General features: G+C 73.7%; 16 protein-coding genes and 1 pseudogene. 8 read left to right on the top strand and 9 right to left on the bottom strand.

Features of this window, described 5'->3' with window-relative positions; genetic code table 11:
* Nucleotides 1-11 precede the first annotated feature (11 nt).
* Nucleotides 12-659 (bottom strand): hypothetical protein, encoded by a 648-nt coding sequence (locus tag BJ961_RS14695; RefSeq protein WP_271413264.1) that lies wholly within the window; start codon nt 657-659, stop codon nt 12-14.
* Between the two features lie 140 nt (nt 660-799).
* On the opposite strand from BJ961_RS14695, the gene BJ961_RS14690 reads away from it, so the two are divergent.
* Both BJ961_RS14690 and BJ961_RS14685 read left to right on the top strand, forming a co-directional pair.
* The gene (locus BJ961_RS14690; protein ID WP_381156313.1) at nt 800-1591 is read left to right on the top strand and encodes an ABC transporter ATP-binding protein; all 792 of its coding nucleotides are present in this window, start codon (nt 800-802) and stop codon (nt 1589-1591) included.
* Nucleotides 1592-1594: 3 nt separating this feature from the next.
* A complete protein-coding gene (locus tag BJ961_RS14685; protein ID WP_271413262.1) occupies nt 1595-2905 on the top strand; it encodes an ABC transporter permease in 1311 nt (436 codons plus the stop codon).
* A gap of 86 nt (nt 2906-2991) precedes the next feature.
* Here the strand turns inward: BJ961_RS14685 and BJ961_RS14680 are convergent, their stop codons facing one another.
* The 3 genes from BJ961_RS14680 to BJ961_RS14670 all read right to left on the bottom strand — a co-directional run bounded on the left by BJ961_RS14680 (nt 2992) and on the right by BJ961_RS14670 (nt 5093).
* Nucleotides 2992-3351, bottom strand: coding sequence for a cupin domain-containing protein (locus tag BJ961_RS14680; RefSeq protein ID WP_271413261.1), 360 nt, complete (start codon nt 3349-3351; stop codon nt 2992-2994).
* A gap of 78 nt (nt 3352-3429) precedes the next feature.
* The gene (locus tag BJ961_RS14675; protein WP_271413260.1) at nt 3430-4404 is read right to left on the bottom strand and encodes a pyridoxal-phosphate dependent enzyme; all 975 of its coding nucleotides are present in this window, start codon (nt 4402-4404) and stop codon (nt 3430-3432) included.
* The gene (locus BJ961_RS14670) at nt 4401-5093 is read right to left on the bottom strand and encodes a helix-turn-helix transcriptional regulator (RefSeq protein ID WP_271413259.1); all 693 of its coding nucleotides are present in this window, start codon (nt 5091-5093) and stop codon (nt 4401-4403) included. The genes BJ961_RS14675 and BJ961_RS14670 overlap by 4 nt, the downstream gene beginning before the upstream one ends.
* A gap of 105 nt (nt 5094-5198) precedes the next feature.
* Here BJ961_RS14670 and BJ961_RS14665 point away from each other — a divergent pair, with 105 nt between their 5' ends.
* Genes BJ961_RS14665 through BJ961_RS14650 form a run of 4 tightly spaced genes read left to right on the top strand, consistent with a single transcriptional unit; the run spans nt 5199 to nt 8307 of the window.
* A complete protein-coding gene (locus tag BJ961_RS14665; protein ID WP_271413258.1) occupies nt 5199-5609 on the top strand; it encodes a GntR family transcriptional regulator in 411 nt (136 codons plus the stop codon).
* Nucleotides 5606-6496 (top strand): ATP-binding cassette domain-containing protein, encoded by an 891-nt coding sequence (locus BJ961_RS14660; RefSeq protein ID WP_271413257.1) that lies wholly within the window; start codon nt 5606-5608, stop codon nt 6494-6496. The genes BJ961_RS14665 and BJ961_RS14660 overlap by 4 nt, the downstream gene beginning before the upstream one ends.
* Entirely contained in the window at nt 6493-7449 is a 957-nt protein-coding gene (locus BJ961_RS14655; protein ID WP_271413256.1) for an ABC transporter permease, read from the top strand. Before BJ961_RS14660 ends, BJ961_RS14655 begins: the two co-directional genes overlap by 4 nt.
* Before the next feature lie 57 nt (nt 7450-7506).
* Nucleotides 7507-8307 (top strand): class I SAM-dependent DNA methyltransferase, encoded by an 801-nt coding sequence (locus tag BJ961_RS14650; RefSeq protein ID WP_271413255.1) that lies wholly within the window; start codon nt 7507-7509, stop codon nt 8305-8307.
* Nucleotides 8308-8352: 45 nt separating this feature from the next.
* Here the strand turns inward: BJ961_RS14650 and BJ961_RS14645 are convergent, their stop codons facing one another.
* Nucleotides 8353-8658 carry a hypothetical protein gene (locus tag BJ961_RS14645; RefSeq protein WP_271413254.1) on the bottom strand — a complete coding sequence of 102 codons (306 nt, stop codon included), beginning with the start codon at nt 8656-8658 and terminating at the stop codon, nt 8353-8355.
* Nucleotides 8659-8803: 145 nt separating this feature from the next.
* Between BJ961_RS14645 and BJ961_RS14640 the strand changes: the two genes are divergently transcribed.
* Together BJ961_RS14640 and BJ961_RS14635 are read left to right on the top strand one after the other, a co-directional pair.
* On the top strand, nt 8804-10465 hold the full coding sequence (locus tag BJ961_RS14640; protein ID WP_271413253.1) for an alkaline phosphatase D family protein: 1662 nt from the start codon (nt 8804-8806) through the stop codon (nt 10463-10465).
* 197 nt (nt 10466-10662) lie between these two features.
* A pseudogene (locus BJ961_RS14635) lies at nt 10663-12037 on the top strand (alpha-lytic protease prodomain-containing protein).
* Between the two features lie 72 nt (nt 12038-12109).
* On the opposite strand, the gene BJ961_RS14630 reads toward BJ961_RS14635, so the two are convergent.
* Genes BJ961_RS14630 through BJ961_RS14615 form a run of 4 tightly spaced genes read right to left on the bottom strand, consistent with a single transcriptional unit; the run spans nt 12110 to nt 15823 of the window.
* Nucleotides 12110-13192, bottom strand: a complete 1083-nt coding sequence (locus tag BJ961_RS14630) for a serine hydrolase domain-containing protein (protein ID WP_271413252.1) — start codon at nt 13190-13192, stop codon at nt 12110-12112.
* The gene (locus BJ961_RS14625) at nt 13189-14109 is read right to left on the bottom strand and encodes a DUF6895 family protein (protein ID WP_271413251.1); all 921 of its coding nucleotides are present in this window, start codon (nt 14107-14109) and stop codon (nt 13189-13191) included. The genes BJ961_RS14630 and BJ961_RS14625 overlap by 4 nt, the downstream gene beginning before the upstream one ends.
* Nucleotides 14106-15119, bottom strand: a complete 1014-nt coding sequence (locus tag BJ961_RS14620; RefSeq protein ID WP_271413250.1) for a DUF6895 family protein — start codon at nt 15117-15119, stop codon at nt 14106-14108. Before BJ961_RS14620 ends, BJ961_RS14625 begins: the two co-directional genes overlap by 4 nt.
* On the bottom strand, nt 15116-15823 hold the full coding sequence (locus tag BJ961_RS14615) for a hypothetical protein (protein WP_271413249.1): 708 nt from the start codon (nt 15821-15823) through the stop codon (nt 15116-15118). Before BJ961_RS14615 ends, BJ961_RS14620 begins: the two co-directional genes overlap by 4 nt.
* Between the last annotated feature and the right edge of the window lie 3 nt (nt 15824-15826).

The following is a 15826-nucleotide window of genomic DNA, read 5'->3' as shown; positions in this document are numbered from 1 at the left end:
GGGCCGGGTGGTCACCCGGTCCTCAGGACGACGGCGGGCAGCGTGCCGCTGACGATCGCCTCCCGGGGCAGTGACAGCTCGAAGAGGGCCTCCAGGACCTCCAGCGAGGTCCGGTGCGCCGTACGCGGGTCGAGGTCGTCGTCGGGCAGCCCGGCGGCCGCCAGGACGGCCTCCACACGAGGGGCGATCTCCGGGTCGCCGACGACGCCCCCGGGGCCCCACGAACCGTTCAGATGCAGGTTGAAGGCGCACATGTCGCGCCCGTCGTGGCGGTACGCGAACCGCGGCGGCACCGACTTGACGTTCTGCTCGTCGTACTCCAGCTGGAAGACGTGGGCGCCGCCGCGGGAGAGCGGGGGCTCCTCGCCGAACTCCGCGGGCCAGTCCCCGCACTTGACGGCGAACGACCATTCGCCGCGCTCTCCGTGCCGCAGGGCGAGACCGTCGTGGGGCCTCTCCCCGTAGAACCCCTCCAGCACGTCGTAGACCTGGGTGTGGGTGAGTTCGCCGATGGCGTGTGCCGTGCGCTTCGCTCCGCGTGCGGTCCTGGTGAGACGCGACACCAGTTCGTCGGAGGCCAGTTCGCGGGACATCACCACGCTGTAGCCGTCGCGGGAGAGGCACTGGGGTTCGGCGAGCCACCGTATTCCGTCGGTCATGGCGGTCATGGTGGCGCATGCGGGGGCGGGGTGTCACTGAGTACACCCCCGCATACGGGTTCTGTGCCCAGTGCGGCCCGGATCCGCTCTCCGTAGCGTCTTCCACGAGGCACCGCACAGGGCGTGCCGCACGGAAGGTGATGACGATGTTCCGCTCCGGCGCACGAGGCAACCACGACCCGGGCCCCGCCCCCGAGGCCCTCCGGCTCGTCAAGGTGACCCGGACCTACGGCTCGGCGGAGAACGCCGTGACCGCCCTGGACGGTGTCACGCTGAGCCTGGGGCGCGGCACGTTCACGGCGGTGATGGGGCCGTCGGGTTCGGGCAAGTCCACGCTGCTGCAGTGCGCGGCCGGTCTCGACCGGCCGGACGCCGGCATCGTGTGCGTGGACGGCAAGGAGCTGACCGGTGGCGGCGAGGCGGAGCTGACGAGGTTCCGGCGCGGCCGGGTCGGGTTCGTGTTCCAGCAGTACAACCTGCTGGAGACGCTGACCGTCGCGCAGAACACGGTGCTGCCCCTGAAGCTGGCCGGACGGCGCGTCGACCGGAGGCGGGCACGGGAGATCCTGACGTCGGTCGGTCTCGGGGACCGGCTCGGCCACCGTCCCGACCAGCTCTCCGGTGGTCAGCGGCAGCGGGTGGCGATCGCCCGGGCGCTGGTCACCGAACCCCGGGTGATCTTCGCGGACGAGCCGACGGGCGCGCTGGACACGCGCAGCGCGCGACAGGTGCTGCTGCTGCTCCAGGAGGCGGTGCGGGTGCACGGGCGGACCGTGGTGATGGTGACGCACGACCCGGTCGCCGCGTCGTACGCCGACTCGGTGGTCTTCCTCGCCGACGGCCGGCTGGCCGGGCGGATGGAGGACCCGACGCCGGACGCGGTCGCGGAGCGCCTCGCCCACCTGGGCGACGACGTGCCGGCGGGGGTGTGAGCGATGTTCGCACTGGCTCTGAGGTCGATCCGGCGCCGCCCCGGACGGTTCCTCGCGACGCTGCTGTCCGCCTTCCTGGGGGCGGCGGTCGTCATGACGTTCAACTCGATGCACGACACGGCAGCGCAGGACGGCGTCGACCCGGTCAGCTCGGAGACGCTGGGCACGGCGGCGGGGGTCGTCGGCGGGTACGGGGCCCTGCTGGTGTTCTTCGCGGTGGCCTCGACGCTGACGGTCAACGTGCGTCAGCGCACCGCCGAACTGGACCTGCTGCGCTGCTCGGGGGCGACTCCGGCGCAGATCAAGCGGATGGTCGTGGGTGAGGGGGTGGCCGTGGCGCTGGTGGGCGTGGCACTGGCGATCGGCCCGGCGTCGCTCGGTGGGCGGGCGCTGCTGGACATGTTCCAGGACAGCGGTCAGGTGGCGCGGTCCGTGGACTACTCCTTCGGGCCCGTCGCACTGCTGAGCGGCATGGGCATCACCCTGCTCGCGTCGGCGGGCGCGGCGTTCCTGGCGGTGCGGCGTCTGACGCGGGGCGGCCGGGAGCGGGCGGGGGCGAAGCGCTTCCTGGCCTGTGCGGCGCTCGGCACCGGGGCCGTGGGCGCCGGCTCCACGTTCCTGTTCTCCGCGACGGACGAGGCGCTGATGGCGCCGCCGGCCTACGGGGCGATCCTCCTCTCGGTCGGTTTCGCGCTGCTGTCGCCGCGGCTGCTGAAGGGCGTGCTGGAGCGGCTGCCGCTGAGCGGTGCGAGTGGCTGGCTGGCCGTGCGCAACCTGCGGGAACGGGCGAGTCAGCCGGCCGGGATTCTCGTGTCGTTGATCCTGTTCACAGCGGTGTCGACGGCGACGCTCACGATGCAGGCGGTGGAGAGCGACGCGGTGCGGGCCTCGGGTCTGGTGAAGTCGGTCGACGCCAAGAACCTGGAGACGCTCAACCTCACGGTGGTCGGCGTCATCGCGGTGTTCGTCTGCGTGATGCTGGTCAACTCGCTGTACGCGGCGACGACGTACCGCTCGCGTGAATTCGGTCAACAGCGGCTGGCGGGGGCGACGCCCGGGCAGGTGCTGGGCGTGGTGGCCGTCGAGGGCGTCGTCCTCACGGTGACGGGGGTGTTCTTCGGCACGGTGGCCGCGTTGGCCGGTGTGGTGCCGTTCACGGTGGTCCGTACCGACGCGGTGCTGCCGGACCAGTTCCTCGGGGTGTGGCTCGCCATGGTGTCGGTGTCCGCGGCGGTGACGCTGGGGACGAGTGTGGGCACGGCCCGGCGGGTGCTGCGGACGCCGGCGGTGGGGGCGGTGGGACTGGCCGCGTGAGGCCGAAGCGGAAGGCGGGGGAAGACGGGAAGGAAGGGGCGACCGCCGTGGCGGTCGCCCCTTCCTTCCCGCCGCCGGGCGTCCGGCTAGTCGGCCTTGGCGTACTCCTTCGCCATGCTGCCGGCGAAGTCGTACACCACGCACTGTCCGTCGCCCACGACCCAGGCGTCGTGGCCCGGTGAGCAGACGAAGACGTCGCCGGGGCCCACCTCGCTCTCGGCGCCGTCGTCCATGCGGACGTGCATGCGTCCCTCCACCACGTAGCAGTTGTGGTGGATCATGCAGCTGCCGGTGCCCGCGATCGGCGCCACGGACTCCGACCAGCGCCAGCCCGGTTCGAAGGTCGCGACGGCGAAGTCCAGCCCTTCCATGTGGACGGCCTCGATGTGTCCGCGGGGGAAATCGCGCCGCTCGTCCGGCTTGTCGAGCGTCTTTGCCTCCAGCATGACGCTCCTCCTTCCCTGGCTCCACCACTCCATCGTCCGCCTGTCAACTCGACGGCGCCATCCGGGGGAGGCGGGTGGTCAGCGCGGGGCGGCGCAGAGTGCGGCGAAGCGGGCGGCGTCCACGTTGCCGCCGGAGAGGATCACTCCGACGCGGCCCGGCAGGGCGTCGATCCTCCCGCTCAGGAGGGCCGCGAGCGGGGTGGCACCGCTCGGTTCGAGGACGGTCTTGAGCCGTTCGAAGGCGAATCGCATCGCGTCCCGGATCTCGTCGTCGCAGACCACCACGATCCCGTCGAGGAGCCGCCGGTTGAGGGAGAACGTCAGCTCGCCCGGGGTGGGCAGGGCCTGGCCGTCGGCGATGGTGCGGGGGACGGGCACCGTCACACGCCGGCCCGCCTCCAGGGAGCGCCGGGTGTCGTCACCGGCCTCCGGTTCGACGCCGACGACCCGGGTGCCGGGGTGCAGGCCCTTGACCGCGGTGGCGCTCCCGGCGATCAGTCCGCCGCCGCCGACGGGTGCGACCAGCACGTCCAGCGGTCCGGTCTCCTCGACCAGTTCGAGGGCGGCGGTGCCCTGGCCCGCGATGACGTGCGGGTGCTCGTAGGGCGGGATCAGGGTCAGGCCCCGGTCGGCGGCGAGGGCCTCGGCGAGGGCCACGCGGTCGCCGGTGTAGCGGTCGTAGGTGACGATCTCGGCGCCGTAGCCGACGGTGGCGTCCCGTTTGGAGGGCGGCGCGTCCTCGGGCATGACGATCACCGCGGTGGTGCCCAGCTCGCGTGCGGCCAGGGCGACCGCCTGGGCGTGGTTGCCCGAGGAGTAGGCGGCGATGCCCCGGGCCAGCTGCTCCGGCGCGAGGCGGGAGGCCGCGTTGTAGGCGCCGCGGAACTTGAAGGCGCCGACCCGCTGGAGGTTCTCGCACTTGAGGTGGACCTCGGCGCCGACCAGGGCGTCCAGGGTGCGCGAGCGCAGCACCGGCGTGCGGTGCGCGACGCCCTCGAGGCGGGCCGCGGCGGAGCGGACGTCGTCGAGGGTGACCGGCGTGGTGGTCGTCACGGGTGTCCTCCGGCGGAGTCGGCGGCCGGGCCGGTGACGGCGCGGGCCTGGGAGAGGTAGTGGTAGGCGGAGGCGCGGGAGATGCCGAGCCGGGCGGCGACGTGCTCGACCGAGCGGCGTACGGCGAACACGCCGCGCCCGTCGAGGTCGCGGAACAGCTCCAGTCGCCGGTCCCGGTCCAGCGCCGCCCAGCTGGTGTCCCGGCGCAGCGGGTGGTCGTCGACGATGGCGTCGACCACGGCGTCGATGTCGTCGCCGAACGTGGTCGCGGGCACTTCGGCGGGGGCGCGCGCGGTCCCGGCGAGGGCGCCGAGGAGTGCGTGGGCGCGGTCGACGGCGGTGACGTCCAGGTTGACGCACAGAGCTCCGAACACGGCGTCCGTGGAGTCGCGCAGCACGATGGTGGAGGACTTGAGGAGCGTGCCGTCGGCGGTGCGCGTGACGTAGTTCAGCTCGTCGCGCGCCTCGTCGCCGCGGGCCAGCACGCGCATGCCGATCTCGCTCATCGCCCCGCCCACCGTCCGCCCGGTCACCGATCCGGCGACGGCCACGACCGACTGCTCGGGGTGCCGGTAGTCGTGCAGTACGGCCTCGCAGACGGGCCCGAACGTCGCGGCGATGCCCTCGACGACGGGGCGCAGCGCGGCGAGGACGGCGTCGCGTTCGGAGTCCAGCGCGGATTCGTTCATCAACTCAGACTACACGTCCAGCCTCTGGACAAGGAGTCCATGACGGACGCCGTTTGACATCGGATCATGATCCGATCATGCTTCTACTAATGAATTAATGAAAGCATGGAAGGTGACGTGGTCGAGTACCGGATCGATCGGCGGAGCGGCATCCCCGCCTACGTGCAGATCGTGCGGCAGACCGAACAGGCACTCCGGATGGGTGTGCTGCGGGTCGGGGACAAGCTCCCGACGGCCAAGGAGGTCGTCGCCGCCACTGCGATCAACCCCAACACCGTGTTCCGGGCGTACCGCGACATGGAGCAGGCGGGCCTGGTCCGCTCGCGGCGCGGGCTCGGCACCTTCGTGACGCGGTCGCTGGCGCGGCCCGGCGCGGAGGACGACTCGCCCCTGCGGGCGGACCTCGCCGCGTGGGTCGCACGGGCCCTGGCGGCCGGACTGGGGCGGGACGACGTACTCGCCCTGGTCACGGCGGCCCTCGAAGAGCACGACGAGCAACAACAGGAGGACGCATGACCGGGCCTGACGAGCCCGCCGCGCTGCACGCCACGGACCTCGGGTTCCGCTACCGGGCTCGCGGCGAGTGGGCGTTGCGGGACTGCGGGTTCACACTGCCCCGCGGCCGCATCACCGCCCTGGTCGGCCGCAACGGCGCCGGCAAGAGCACCCTGCTGCACCTGGCCGGCGGACTGCTGCGCCCCGCGCACGGGGAGATACGGGTGCTGGACATCCCGCCGGACACGGCCGCGGCCCGCACCCGGGTCGCCCTGCTGACCCAGGACAAGCCGCTCTACCCCCGCTTCACCGTGGCCGACACCCTGCTCATGGGCCGCAAGCTGAACGCCTCGTGGGACGGGTCGGTCGCCGAGCGGGTGGTGCGCGAGGGCGGCATCGCCCTGACGGCCCGGGTGGGCGAGCTGTCGCCGGGCCGGCGCACTCGCGTGGCGCTCGCCCTCGCGCTCGGCAAGCGGCCGGACCTGCTCCTGCTGGACGAGCCGCTGGCCGACCTCGACCCGGTGGTGCGCGGCGAGATCATGGCGACGCTGATGGCCGAGGCGGCGGAGCGCGAGGTGAGCATCGTGCTGTCCTCGCACGTCCTGCCCGACCTGGAGCAGACCTGCGACTGGGTGATGCTGCTGCGGGCCGGACGGGTGGAGCTGAGCGAGGACACCGACACGCTGCGCGAGGGCCACGCCCTGCTCACCGGGCACGTCGACGAGGAGCCGTCGCTGCGGGGGCACACCGTGGTGCACCGCCGTACGCACGGACGGCAGCTGACCGCCCTGGTGCGGCCGCGCGGTCCGGTCGGCGGTGACTGGCACGTCGAGCGGCCGGGCCTGGAGGAGATCCTGCTCGGCCACCTCCGGGACGGCCCCGGTGCCGCGAAGGAGGCGGTGGCGTGAAGGGCACGCTGTGGCTGGCCTGGCGCCGGCAACGGACGCTGGTCGTGTGCGGCGCGGCGGTCCTGCTGACAGCCGCCGCGCTCGCCGCGTACTTCCGCGCCGGCATGCTCGACGACCTGCGCAGCGGACTGTTCGACCACTGCGACCCCGGTCCGCTGTACTGCTCCCGGCCCCAGGACGGGCTGCCGCAGTTCCTGGACGTCGAGCCGCTCAAGCTGCTCGGCGCGCTCAACCTGGCGCTGCCCGTCCTGGTCGGCATGTTCTGGGGCGCTCCGCTGCTGGGCCGGGACCGGGAGCTGGGCACCCACCGGATGATCCTGTCCCAGGGCGTCGGCCGCGCCCAGTGGTTCGCCTCCCGGTTCGCCCTCGCCGCGCTGGGCACCACGGTGCTCTCCGGGGCGCTGGCCCTGCTGTTCCGGTGGTGGTGGGAGCCCGCCGTCAACCGCAGCTACGGCGTGTTCTGGTACGAGGCCACCGCGCTCACCGGCTCCGGCCCCTCCCTGGTCGCCGCCGCGCTGTTCGGGCTGGCCGTGGGCACCCTCGCCGGTCTGCTGACGCGGCGGGTGCTCTCCGCCATGGCCTGGACGCTGCTGGTCACGGGCGCGGCGGCGGTGCTGGTGCAGTGGACGCACCGGGCCCGCCTGCTGGTGCCGCCGCACCGGTACGTCAGCGACGGCTGGCAGCCCAAGGCGCCGATGGGCGACAAGTGGTCCACCGGGCACTACGGGCTGATCACGGGTTCCGGCCGCCGGGACTCCGTGCTGGAGTGCGCCTTCCCCTCCGGTTCGGAACTGCGGGAGTGCATGACCCGGCACGGGTATGTCTCCCGCTACTACGAGGCCAACCCGGCCGGCGACTACTGGTCCTTCCAGTGGACCGACACGGCGCTGCTCGGCGGCCTCGCCCTCGTCCTCGTCCTCGTCACGGCCCTTCTCCTGCGCCGCCGGGTCTGACAGCCCCGTCCGGCCCCCTCTCACTGCCCGAACCCCTCGTACGGAGGTCGTTCCGCCATGTCCAAGGACGCCAAGTCCCCGAAGAAACTGCGCAGCAACCGCGCCGCGCTCACCCACAAGGTCGGGTACGCGCTGCGCCATCCCGAGCGTGTCGGCCCCTACGTCCGCCGGGCCGGCCGGGACGCGTGGCTGCGGGTCAGGCACCCCGACCACGTCGGCTACTACCGGGCGGTGATGGCCTCCGACACCCGGCGCGATCCCGAGGCCGCGGTGGGCAGCCGGACGCACGACCGGTGGCTGGCGCTCGGGCAGATGCAGTTCGACTACCTCGTCGAGCACGGACTGCGCCCCGACCACCGGATGCTCGACATCGGCTGCGGCAACCTGCGCGGCGGCTGGCGGTTCATCGACCACCTCGACACCGGTCACTACTACGGCGTCGACATCTCGCCGGACATCCTGATCGCCGCGAAGCGGACCCTGACCGAGCGCGGCCTCCAGGCGAAACTGCCCCACCTGACCATCACCGGGGACCTCCGGCTGGAGTTCCTGCCCGACGACCACTTCGACGTCATCCACGCGCACAGCGTCTTCTCGCACTCGCCGCTGAGCGTCATCGACGAGTGCCTCGCACACGTCGGCCGGGTCCTGACCCGCACCGGGTTCTTCGACTTCACCTTCGACCGGACGGAGGGCACCGAGCACCAGGTGCTGCGCGAGGACTTCTACTACCGCACGGACACCCTGCTCACCCTCGCCGCCCAGCACCACCTGCACGCGCGGTTCATGGAGGACTGGGAGAAGCGGCCGCACGGCCAGTCCAAGATCCGGGTGAGCCGCTCGCCGCTGCCCGTGTAGGAGGCCGATCGCGTCACTGCCGGGGCCGGACCGTGCGTCCGGCCCCTACGGGCGCGGGTCGACACGCCGCCAGATGGGCCGGGAGTCCGCGCCCCGGCGCCCGGCCGCGGCGGCGCAGCGGGGGCAGACCCGGCGGACGGCGTCGGCCGCGCCGCCGGACTCGGGCAGGACGTCGGTCCAGACGATCCCAGGGAACCGCGTGAGCCGGGAACGGTGCAGCGACAGTCCGCACACCGTCTCGTTCCTGCCCTGCTCCCACGCGTGCACCTCGCCGGCCGGCAGGCGGCGGTTGTCGTCCTCGTCCCACCAGCCGCCGGACGCCGCAACGTCGTAGCGCCGTGTCCTGGCCATGGCTCCCGGGTGCCCCGGAGGGAGCGCGCCCACACGCGCGTACCTCCTCCTGTGTGATCACTCCGCAAGCCCTGCCCGTTTAGGACGTTTTGTCTGCTTAGCATGCGGGGTCCGCGCATCGCCCCGTTGTACGAGAGGACACCAGATGGCGCCCACGGGCCGTCCCAGCGCACTGGCCGAGCACGCCTTCTCCCCGCACGACGCCGTGCTGGGCGCCGCCGCCCGGCACCTCGGCCGCCGGCGCTTCCTCACCGTGACCGCGGCCGCCGCGGCCCTCGCGTTCTCCACCAACGTGCCGGCCCGCGGCGCGGTCGCCGCTCCCGAACGCGCCGCCCGGATCAGCAAGGACCCCTTCACCCTCGGCGTCGCCTCCGGCGACCCGCTGCCGGACTCGGTGCTGCTGTGGACCAGGCTGGCGCCCGAGCCGTTCCTGGAGGACGGCGGGATGGGCACCGAGCGGGTCGCGGTCGAGTGGGAGGTGGCCCTGGACGAGTACTTCGCGGGCGTCCTGTTCCGGGGCACCGCCGACGCCCACGCCGAGTACAACCACAGCGTCCACGTCGACGTGAAGGGCCTGACGCCCGGGACGGTCTACTACTACCGCTTCCGCGCCGGTGCCTGGCTCAGCCCGGCGGGCCGCACCCGCACCGCCCCGGCGGCGGGCAGCGCCACCTCGTCGCTGAAGCTCGCGGCGGTCGCCTGCCAGGCCTACATGGACGGCTACTACACCGTGCTCCGCCATGTCGCCCAGGACGACGTCGACGTGGTGTTCCACCTCGGCGACTACCTGTACGAGTACGCGGTCGACTCGGCGGGCGGGCAGCGCCGCTACACCGACGTCACGCTGCCCGACGTGTTCAATCGCGAGACGATGACCCTCGCGGACTACCGGCTGCGCTACTCGCTGTACAAGAGCGACGAGGATCTGCGGGCCGCGCACGCCGCGCACCCGTTCGTCGTCGCCTGGGACGACCACGAGACCGAGAACAACTACGCGGGCAGCACTCCGGAGAACGACATCCCGCCCTCCGAGTTCCTGCTGCGCCGGGCCGCCGCGTACCGCGCGTACTGGGAGAACCAGCCGCTGCGCGCCGCCCAGCTGCCGCAGGGTCCCGACGCCCGCCTGTACCGGCGGCTGCACTGGGGCACGCTCGCCCAGTTCGACATCCTCGACACCCGCCAGTACCGCTCCGACCAGGCCTACGACGACCGGCCGCACGCCCCCGGCGCCGAGTCCGACGATCCGGCACGCACCATCACCGGCGCCGAGCAGGAGCAGTGGCTGCTGGACGGCTGGAAGGGCTCGACCGCGCTGTGGAACGTGATGCCCCAGCAGGTGTGCTTCTCCCAGCGCAAGTTCGACGTGACCGCGGACGCCGCGCTCTCCATGGACGCCTGGGACGGCTACCGTGCCTCGCGCGACCGGGTGGTCGCCGGGGCGAAGGCCGCGGGGGTCGACAACTGGCTGATCCTCACCGGCGACGTCCACGTGGGCTACGCCCTCGACGTCAAGGACGACTTCGACGACCCGGCGTCCGCCACCGTCGCCACCGAGGTCACCTGCACCTCGGTGGCCAGCGGCCGGGACGGCGTGGAGCAGCCCGCCAACTGGGACCTGTACATGCGGGCCAACCCGCACATGAAGTTCTACAACGGCAGACGCGGCTACGTCCGGGCCGAACTCGGCCGTCAGGCCACGCACCTCGACTTCAAGACGGTCGCCGCCATCAGCACGCCCGGCGCTCCCGTCACCACCGCCGCGTCCTTCGTCACCGAGGCGGGCGAGCCGGGCCTGAAGCCCGCCTGACCCCGCCCGCCCCGCCGAAGGGGCGGGCGCGTACTGCACATGGCACCCACGACGTCCCCCATAGCGCGAAACGGCCCCGGGTCGGGCATCGCCGCGGATCTTTGCGGCAAGGCCTGTGACTTCGTCGCGGGCACCGTGACCCACGGTCGCCCACCGGACACCGCTGTCTCGCACAGCACTCGAAGGAGGCACATCGCATGGTCGGCAGACATGCCGCGCGCAGCCGCCGCGCGGCCCTCACCGCGCTCGGCGCCCTGGTCCTGACCGCGCTCCCTCGGCCGCGTCGGCCGCACCGCCGCCCGCCCCGGGACCGCGGCCCGCCGTGGCCCGCACCCCGGCACGGGCACCGCGCCGGCGCGGATGCTGAGCGCCATGGAACGCGACCTGAAGCTGGCGCCCGGTCAGGCGGCGGCCCGGCTGGTCAACGAGGCGGAGGCGGGCACCCGCGCGGGCATGCTGCGCAACACGCTGGGCGACCGGTTCGCCGGGGCCTGGGTGAGCGGCGCTACCTCGGCCGAGCTGACCGTCGCCACCACCGACACCGCGGACACCGCGGCCATCGAGGCGCAGGGCGCCAAGGCGGCCGTCGTCGGCAGGAACCTGGCCGAACTGCGCGCGGTCAAGGAGAAGCTGGACGCGGCCGCGGTGCGTACCGCGACCCGGCAGACACCGGTCTGGTACGTCGACCTGCGGACCAACCGGGTCACGGTCCAGGCGACCAGCCGGTCCGCCGCGACCGCCTTCGTCGAGGCCGCCGGAGTGCCGGACCAGGGCGTGGGCGTCCGCGTCTCCCCCGACCAGCCGCGGGTGCTGACCGACCTGGTCGGCGGCGACGCCTACTACATCGACGGCCAGGCCCGCTGCTCCATCGGCTTCTCCGTCACCAAGGACGACCAGCAGGGCTTCGCCACGGCCGGGCACTGCGGCGACCCGGGCGCCACCACCACCGGGTACGACGAGACCGCTCAGGGCACCTTCCAGGCCTCGACGTTCCCCGGCAAGGACATGGCCTGGGTGGGCGTCAACTCCGCCTGGACCGCCACGCCGGACGTGAAGGGCGAGGGCGGCGAGAAGATCCAGGTCGCCGGGTCGGTGGAGGCGCTCGTGGGTGCCTCGGTGTGCCGTTCCGGCTCGACCACGGGGTGGCACTGCGGAACCGTCCAGCAGCACGACACGAGCGTCACCTACCCCGAGGGCACCGTCGACGGGCTGACCGAGACGACGGTGTGCGCCGAACCCGGCGACTCCGGCGGCCCGTTCGTGTCGGGCACCCAGGCGCAGGGCACCACGTCCGGCGGCTCGGGCGACTGCACGAACGGCGGGACGACCTTCTACCAGCCGGTCAATCCGCTGCTCAGCGACTTCGGGCTGACCCTGAAGACCACCTCCGCCGCGACCGGGACTCCCGCGCCGCAGGACAACGCGGCGGGGGACGCCTGGGCCGCCGGCCGGGTCTACGAGGTCGGCACCACGGTGTCCTACGACGGCGCGCGCTACCGGTGCCTGCAGAGCCACCAGGCCCAGGGCGTCGGCTCGCCGGCGAGCACGCCGGCCCTGTGGCAGCGGGTCTGACGGGCGGACTCCGACGGACGGAAGAGGCGCGGGGCCGCTCGACGGGGCCCCGCGCCTTCGCGCGTCCGGCCGCTATCCCTCCGCGAGCAGGGCGTAGGCGGTGGCGATGAACGGGTCCCGGGCGCGGAACCGCCGGGAGCACACCGCGGCCAGGGCCGTGTCCGTGTCCGGCCGGAAGCCCAGGAACGCCTGCTGGCCCAGGGTGGCGCCGCTGTGGAAGTACATCGGCCCGCCGTCGGTGGGGTGCCGGAACCACCCCACCGTGTGCACGTGCCGGTGCCCCAGCCCCCGCCTGAGCACCGGAACCCGCGCCGCCCGCAGCGCCCCGGCGGCCGGTGAGCGGGCCGGGTCCAGATGGGCTTCGAGGAAGGTGAGCAGGTCGTGCGGGGTGGACCGGACGGCACCGGCCGCCTGGAAGCCGCCCGCGTCGAAGGCGGGGACAGGGGTACGGCCGTCCTTGCGGTGGCCCACCGCGTCGGTCAGCGGGCCCTCCGCGCGCAGGGCGGTACCGCTGAGGCCGAGCGCGCGCAGCACCTGCCCGGTCATCAGGTCCTCCCAGGCGGTCCCGATGGTCGCGGACATCGCGTGGCCGAGCACGGAGACGCCGTAGTTGGAGTAGTGCCAGCGGGTGCCGGGGCGGTGGCGGGGACGGTGGCCGAGGAAGGCGCCGGTCAGCCGCTCGGCCGGGTAGCGGGCGTAGGGGTTGGTGCGCCAGGCGGGCAGGCCCCGGCGTACGAAGTCGGCCGGCAGGGCGGGCAGTCCCGCGGTGTGGGTGATCAGGTGCGCGAGCGTCACGGGGTGCGGGCCCGCCGGGCGCCCGGGTTCCAGGCAGGTGACGGCCGCCTCGCCGCCGGTGAGCACACCGCGCCTGATCAGCCGGGTCAGCAGCAGTGCGGTGAAGGTCTTGGAGGCCGACCCGATCTCGTAGCGCAGGTCCTCGCGGGGGACGTCGGGCGGCGGGGCGGTGCCGCCGCTGTGCAGGGTGCGCCGGCCGCGCCGGGAGACGGCGAGGACGACGTCGGGTGCGTCGGCGGCGTCGACGGCCTCGGCCAGCCGTTCGCGCAGCCTCTCCTCGTCAGCCGGTACGGGGGGCTCAGGCGGGGTGTGCTCGTCGGGGGCCGGTTCGCCCGGCCAGGGCGTGCGACGGCCCGTCATGACGCGGAGTGCGCCAGCTCGGCGAGGGCGCGGGAGGTGGCCAGCAGGGAGGCGAAGGCGGCGACCAGCGTCGGGTGGTACACCAGGTCGAACACGGCGTCGGGCTCCCCCTCGGGCATCGTGCGCACGGCGGGCATGGCGCCGTCGGGCTGCTGCGCGGCGGCGAAGCCCTGCCAGGCGGCCTCGTCGAGGGTGGGCCGGGGCAGGCAGGCGTCGACGACGAGGAGTTCGCCGAGCAGGTCCCAGCGTTCGAGGTCCAGCCAGTCGTCGATCCAGACCGGGAGCCAGGTGGCGAGGTAGTCGGCGACGGAGGGCGGCAGGCCGCCGGGGTTCTCGCCCCAGTCGGTGAGGTGGAAGACGGTGTGCGTGATGTCGTACGCGGTGTGGCCCTCGACCGTCCACGGTTCGGGGGTGCCGGCCAGCCAGGTGGCGGCGGCCAGGTCCGCCTCGGGCGGCCGCGCGGTCAGGCCGAAGCGGCGCTGGAAGGCGGACAGGCCCAGGCGCCTGGTCGGGGTCACCGGGAACCGCGCCCAGCTGTCCAGCCGGTGGTTGAGGACCGTGGCGCGCTCCACCTCGGGCTGGCTGTAGCCCAGTTCCTTGAACGGCAGGTACACCTCGAAGGGGACGGGCGAGAAGGGCTCGACGCGCTGGCCGCGCACCAGCATGCGTCCGCCGTCGAGGGTCTCGCGCCAGGTGTGGTCGAGCAGTTGGCGCGCGAGCTGCGCCTGCCGCGACCCGGCCACGCCCTCGCGGAAGAGCACCTTGCAGATGAGGGCGAGTTCACCGATCGGCTTGAAGCGCTCCAGGAACCCGGTCTCGGGGTCCACGTCCGGCTCCAGCCGGAACCCGTCGCGGTGGGCCCACAGCCACTCCAGGGCACCGGCTCCGACGCGGTGGATCAGGCGGGTGTCCGTCATCCCTGCGCTCCTTGTCCGGCGGGCCGCCCGGCGGGCCGCGGGCCCTCGCGCACGTCCCGCGGCCGGGCCGTGGTGAGGGACGCCGCGAACGCGGCCATCAGGGTGGAGTGGTAGCAGTCGGTGAAGGCGTAGGGGTCGGGGCCCGGGTCGGCCCCGGCGGCGTCCTGGGCCGCGCCCTCCTCGGGGACCGCGCCGGAGGTGTCCTGGGCGGCGGCGACACGCTGCCAGGCGTCGTCCAGGACGGCCGGTTCCAGGGGGCGCGGCAGGCTGGCCGCCACCGCGAGCAGTTCGCAGCTCAGGTCCCACATCCGGGCGTCCAGGCAGGTGTCGAGCCAGGGCGGTAGCCAGTGCAGCAGGTAGTCCGCCAGGTCCGCCGGCACGCCCCGGGCGGCGCGTCCCCAGTCGGTGAGGTGGAAGACGACGTGCGTGAGCGCGTAACCGGCCGCGCGTTCGAAGGTCCACGGTTCCGGCAGACCGCCCAGCCAGGTGCGGTCCAGTGCCTGCGGGACGCGCCCGTGCGGGGGGAGGCCGCTGCGCCGCTCGGCCTCGAGCACGCCGAGCCGGCGGGTGGGGTACTGCTCGGTCAGCCGCCATCCGCGGGTGCGGGCCACCACGGCGGCGGACGCCTCGTAGCCGGGGTGCCGCAGTCCGGCCGATGCGAAGGCCGCGTACACCTCCAGCGGGTAGGTCGCGAAGGGCTCCAGCGACTGCATGAGCGGGAAGAGTTCGCCCCGGTGGGTCTGCTGCCAGGCGAAGTCCAGCAGTTCGGACACGCGGGTGTGCAGGGGGTCGCCGGGCGGGGTGCTCCGGGACACGGAGGCGCACACCTGGGTCAGTTCGCCCAGGGGTTTCCAGGTCCGGTTGACCTGGCCGTCGGCCGCCAGCGCGTCGTCGCCGAGCGCGAAGCGGTCGCGGTGGGCCCACACCCAGTCGAGAGCGGCCTCCTCGACGCCCCGAACGCTCGCGCGGCGGACCCGCACGGCGCGGGCCCGCACATCGCGGACGCTCACAGGAGGACCCCGGCCGGCATCAGCCGCGCCGCCTCCAGTTGCAGCGCCACCCGGGGGTCGGAGCCGCCCATGAGGCGTACGAAGTCGAGCCCGGAGTCGAGGCCGAGGGTGTCGGGCACCCCGTCCAGGAGGGTGAGCCAGCGCCCTGCTCCGGCCGCCTGCTGCCAGTCGCGGCGGCGTACTGCCCGTACGAAGCCGCGGGCGACGTCCACGGGACGGCGGCGCGCGGCGCGGGTCACCGCGCACTCCTCGCCGGGCAGCGCGAGCGGGGCGAGCACGGCGAGTTGGTGGGTCAGGAACTGCCAGCTCGCGTCGTCGAGCCAGCGGGCGTCGGGTGCGGCCTCCGGCTCGTCGGCGAGCGGGCCGGCGAGGGGCTGCTCGGTCCGGCGCAGGGCGCGGGCCATGGCCCAGTGGCTCCACACGACGGTGGGTGGTGCGTCCTCGCGCGGCGGATGGGCCGCCACGGCGTCCTTGAACACGGCGAGTTGTCCGGGGTCGGGCGCGATGCGCAGCAGGACGCTGGGCAGCAGGGTGTCGGCGCCCAGGACGCGCACCGCCGCACGCGCGACGCCCTCGCCCGCGCCGCCTGTCGTCAGGGTGCTCCCCGCTCGCACGTGGTCTCCGCTCCGAAGAGCGGAGACCACGTCGGAAGCGAGGTCCAGCACCGTGCCCTGCAGGAGGGCCGACGTGCTCGACTGCTCCATGTC

Origin of the sequence: Streptomyces lienomycini (genome assembly GCF_027947595.1) — a bacterium.
GTDB lineage: Bacteria > Actinomycetota > Actinomycetes > Streptomycetales > Streptomycetaceae > Streptomyces > Streptomyces lienomycini.
Note: the sequence above shows the minus strand (reverse complement) of the source record. Positions and strands in the feature narration are given on the sequence as shown.

Excerpts from the sequence above, each read along its gene's own strand:
- BJ961_RS14640 (WP_271413253.1), top strand. The coding sequence starts at position 8,804 with ATGGCGCCCACGGGCCGTCCCAGCGCACTGGCCGAGCACGCCTTCTCC.
- BJ961_RS14660 (WP_271413257.1), top strand. The coding sequence starts at position 5,606 with ATGACCGGGCCTGACGAGCCCGCCGCGCTGCACGCCACGGACCTCGGG.
- BJ961_RS14645 (WP_271413254.1), bottom strand. The coding sequence starts at position 8,658 with ATGGCCAGGACACGGCGCTACGACGTTGCGGCGTCCGGCGGCTGGTGG.
- BJ961_RS14685 (WP_271413262.1), top strand. The coding sequence starts at position 1,595 with ATGTTCGCACTGGCTCTGAGGTCGATCCGGCGCCGCCCCGGACGGTTC.
- BJ961_RS14650 (WP_271413255.1), top strand. The coding sequence starts at position 7,507 with ATGTCCAAGGACGCCAAGTCCCCGAAGAAACTGCGCAGCAACCGCGCC.
- BJ961_RS14670 (WP_271413259.1), bottom strand. The coding sequence starts at position 5,093 with ATGAACGAATCCGCGCTGGACTCCGAACGCGACGCCGTCCTCGCCGCG.
- BJ961_RS14625 (WP_271413251.1), bottom strand. The coding sequence starts at position 14,109 with ATGACGGACACCCGCCTGATCCACCGCGTCGGAGCCGGTGCCCTGGAG.
- BJ961_RS14615 (WP_271413249.1), bottom strand. The coding sequence starts at position 15,823 with ATGGAGCAGTCGAGCACGTCGGCCCTCCTGCAGGGCACGGTGCTGGAC.
- BJ961_RS14630 (WP_271413252.1), bottom strand. The coding sequence starts at position 13,192 with ATGACGGGCCGTCGCACGCCCTGGCCGGGCGAACCGGCCCCCGACGAG.
- BJ961_RS14665 (WP_271413258.1), top strand. The coding sequence starts at position 5,199 with ATGGAAGGTGACGTGGTCGAGTACCGGATCGATCGGCGGAGCGGCATC.
- BJ961_RS14695 (WP_271413264.1), bottom strand. The coding sequence starts at position 659 with ATGACCGACGGAATACGGTGGCTCGCCGAACCCCAGTGCCTCTCCCGC.
- BJ961_RS14680 (WP_271413261.1), bottom strand. The coding sequence starts at position 3,351 with ATGCTGGAGGCAAAGACGCTCGACAAGCCGGACGAGCGGCGCGATTTC.
- BJ961_RS14690 (WP_381156313.1), top strand. The coding sequence starts at position 800 with ATGACGATGTTCCGCTCCGGCGCACGAGGCAACCACGACCCGGGCCCC.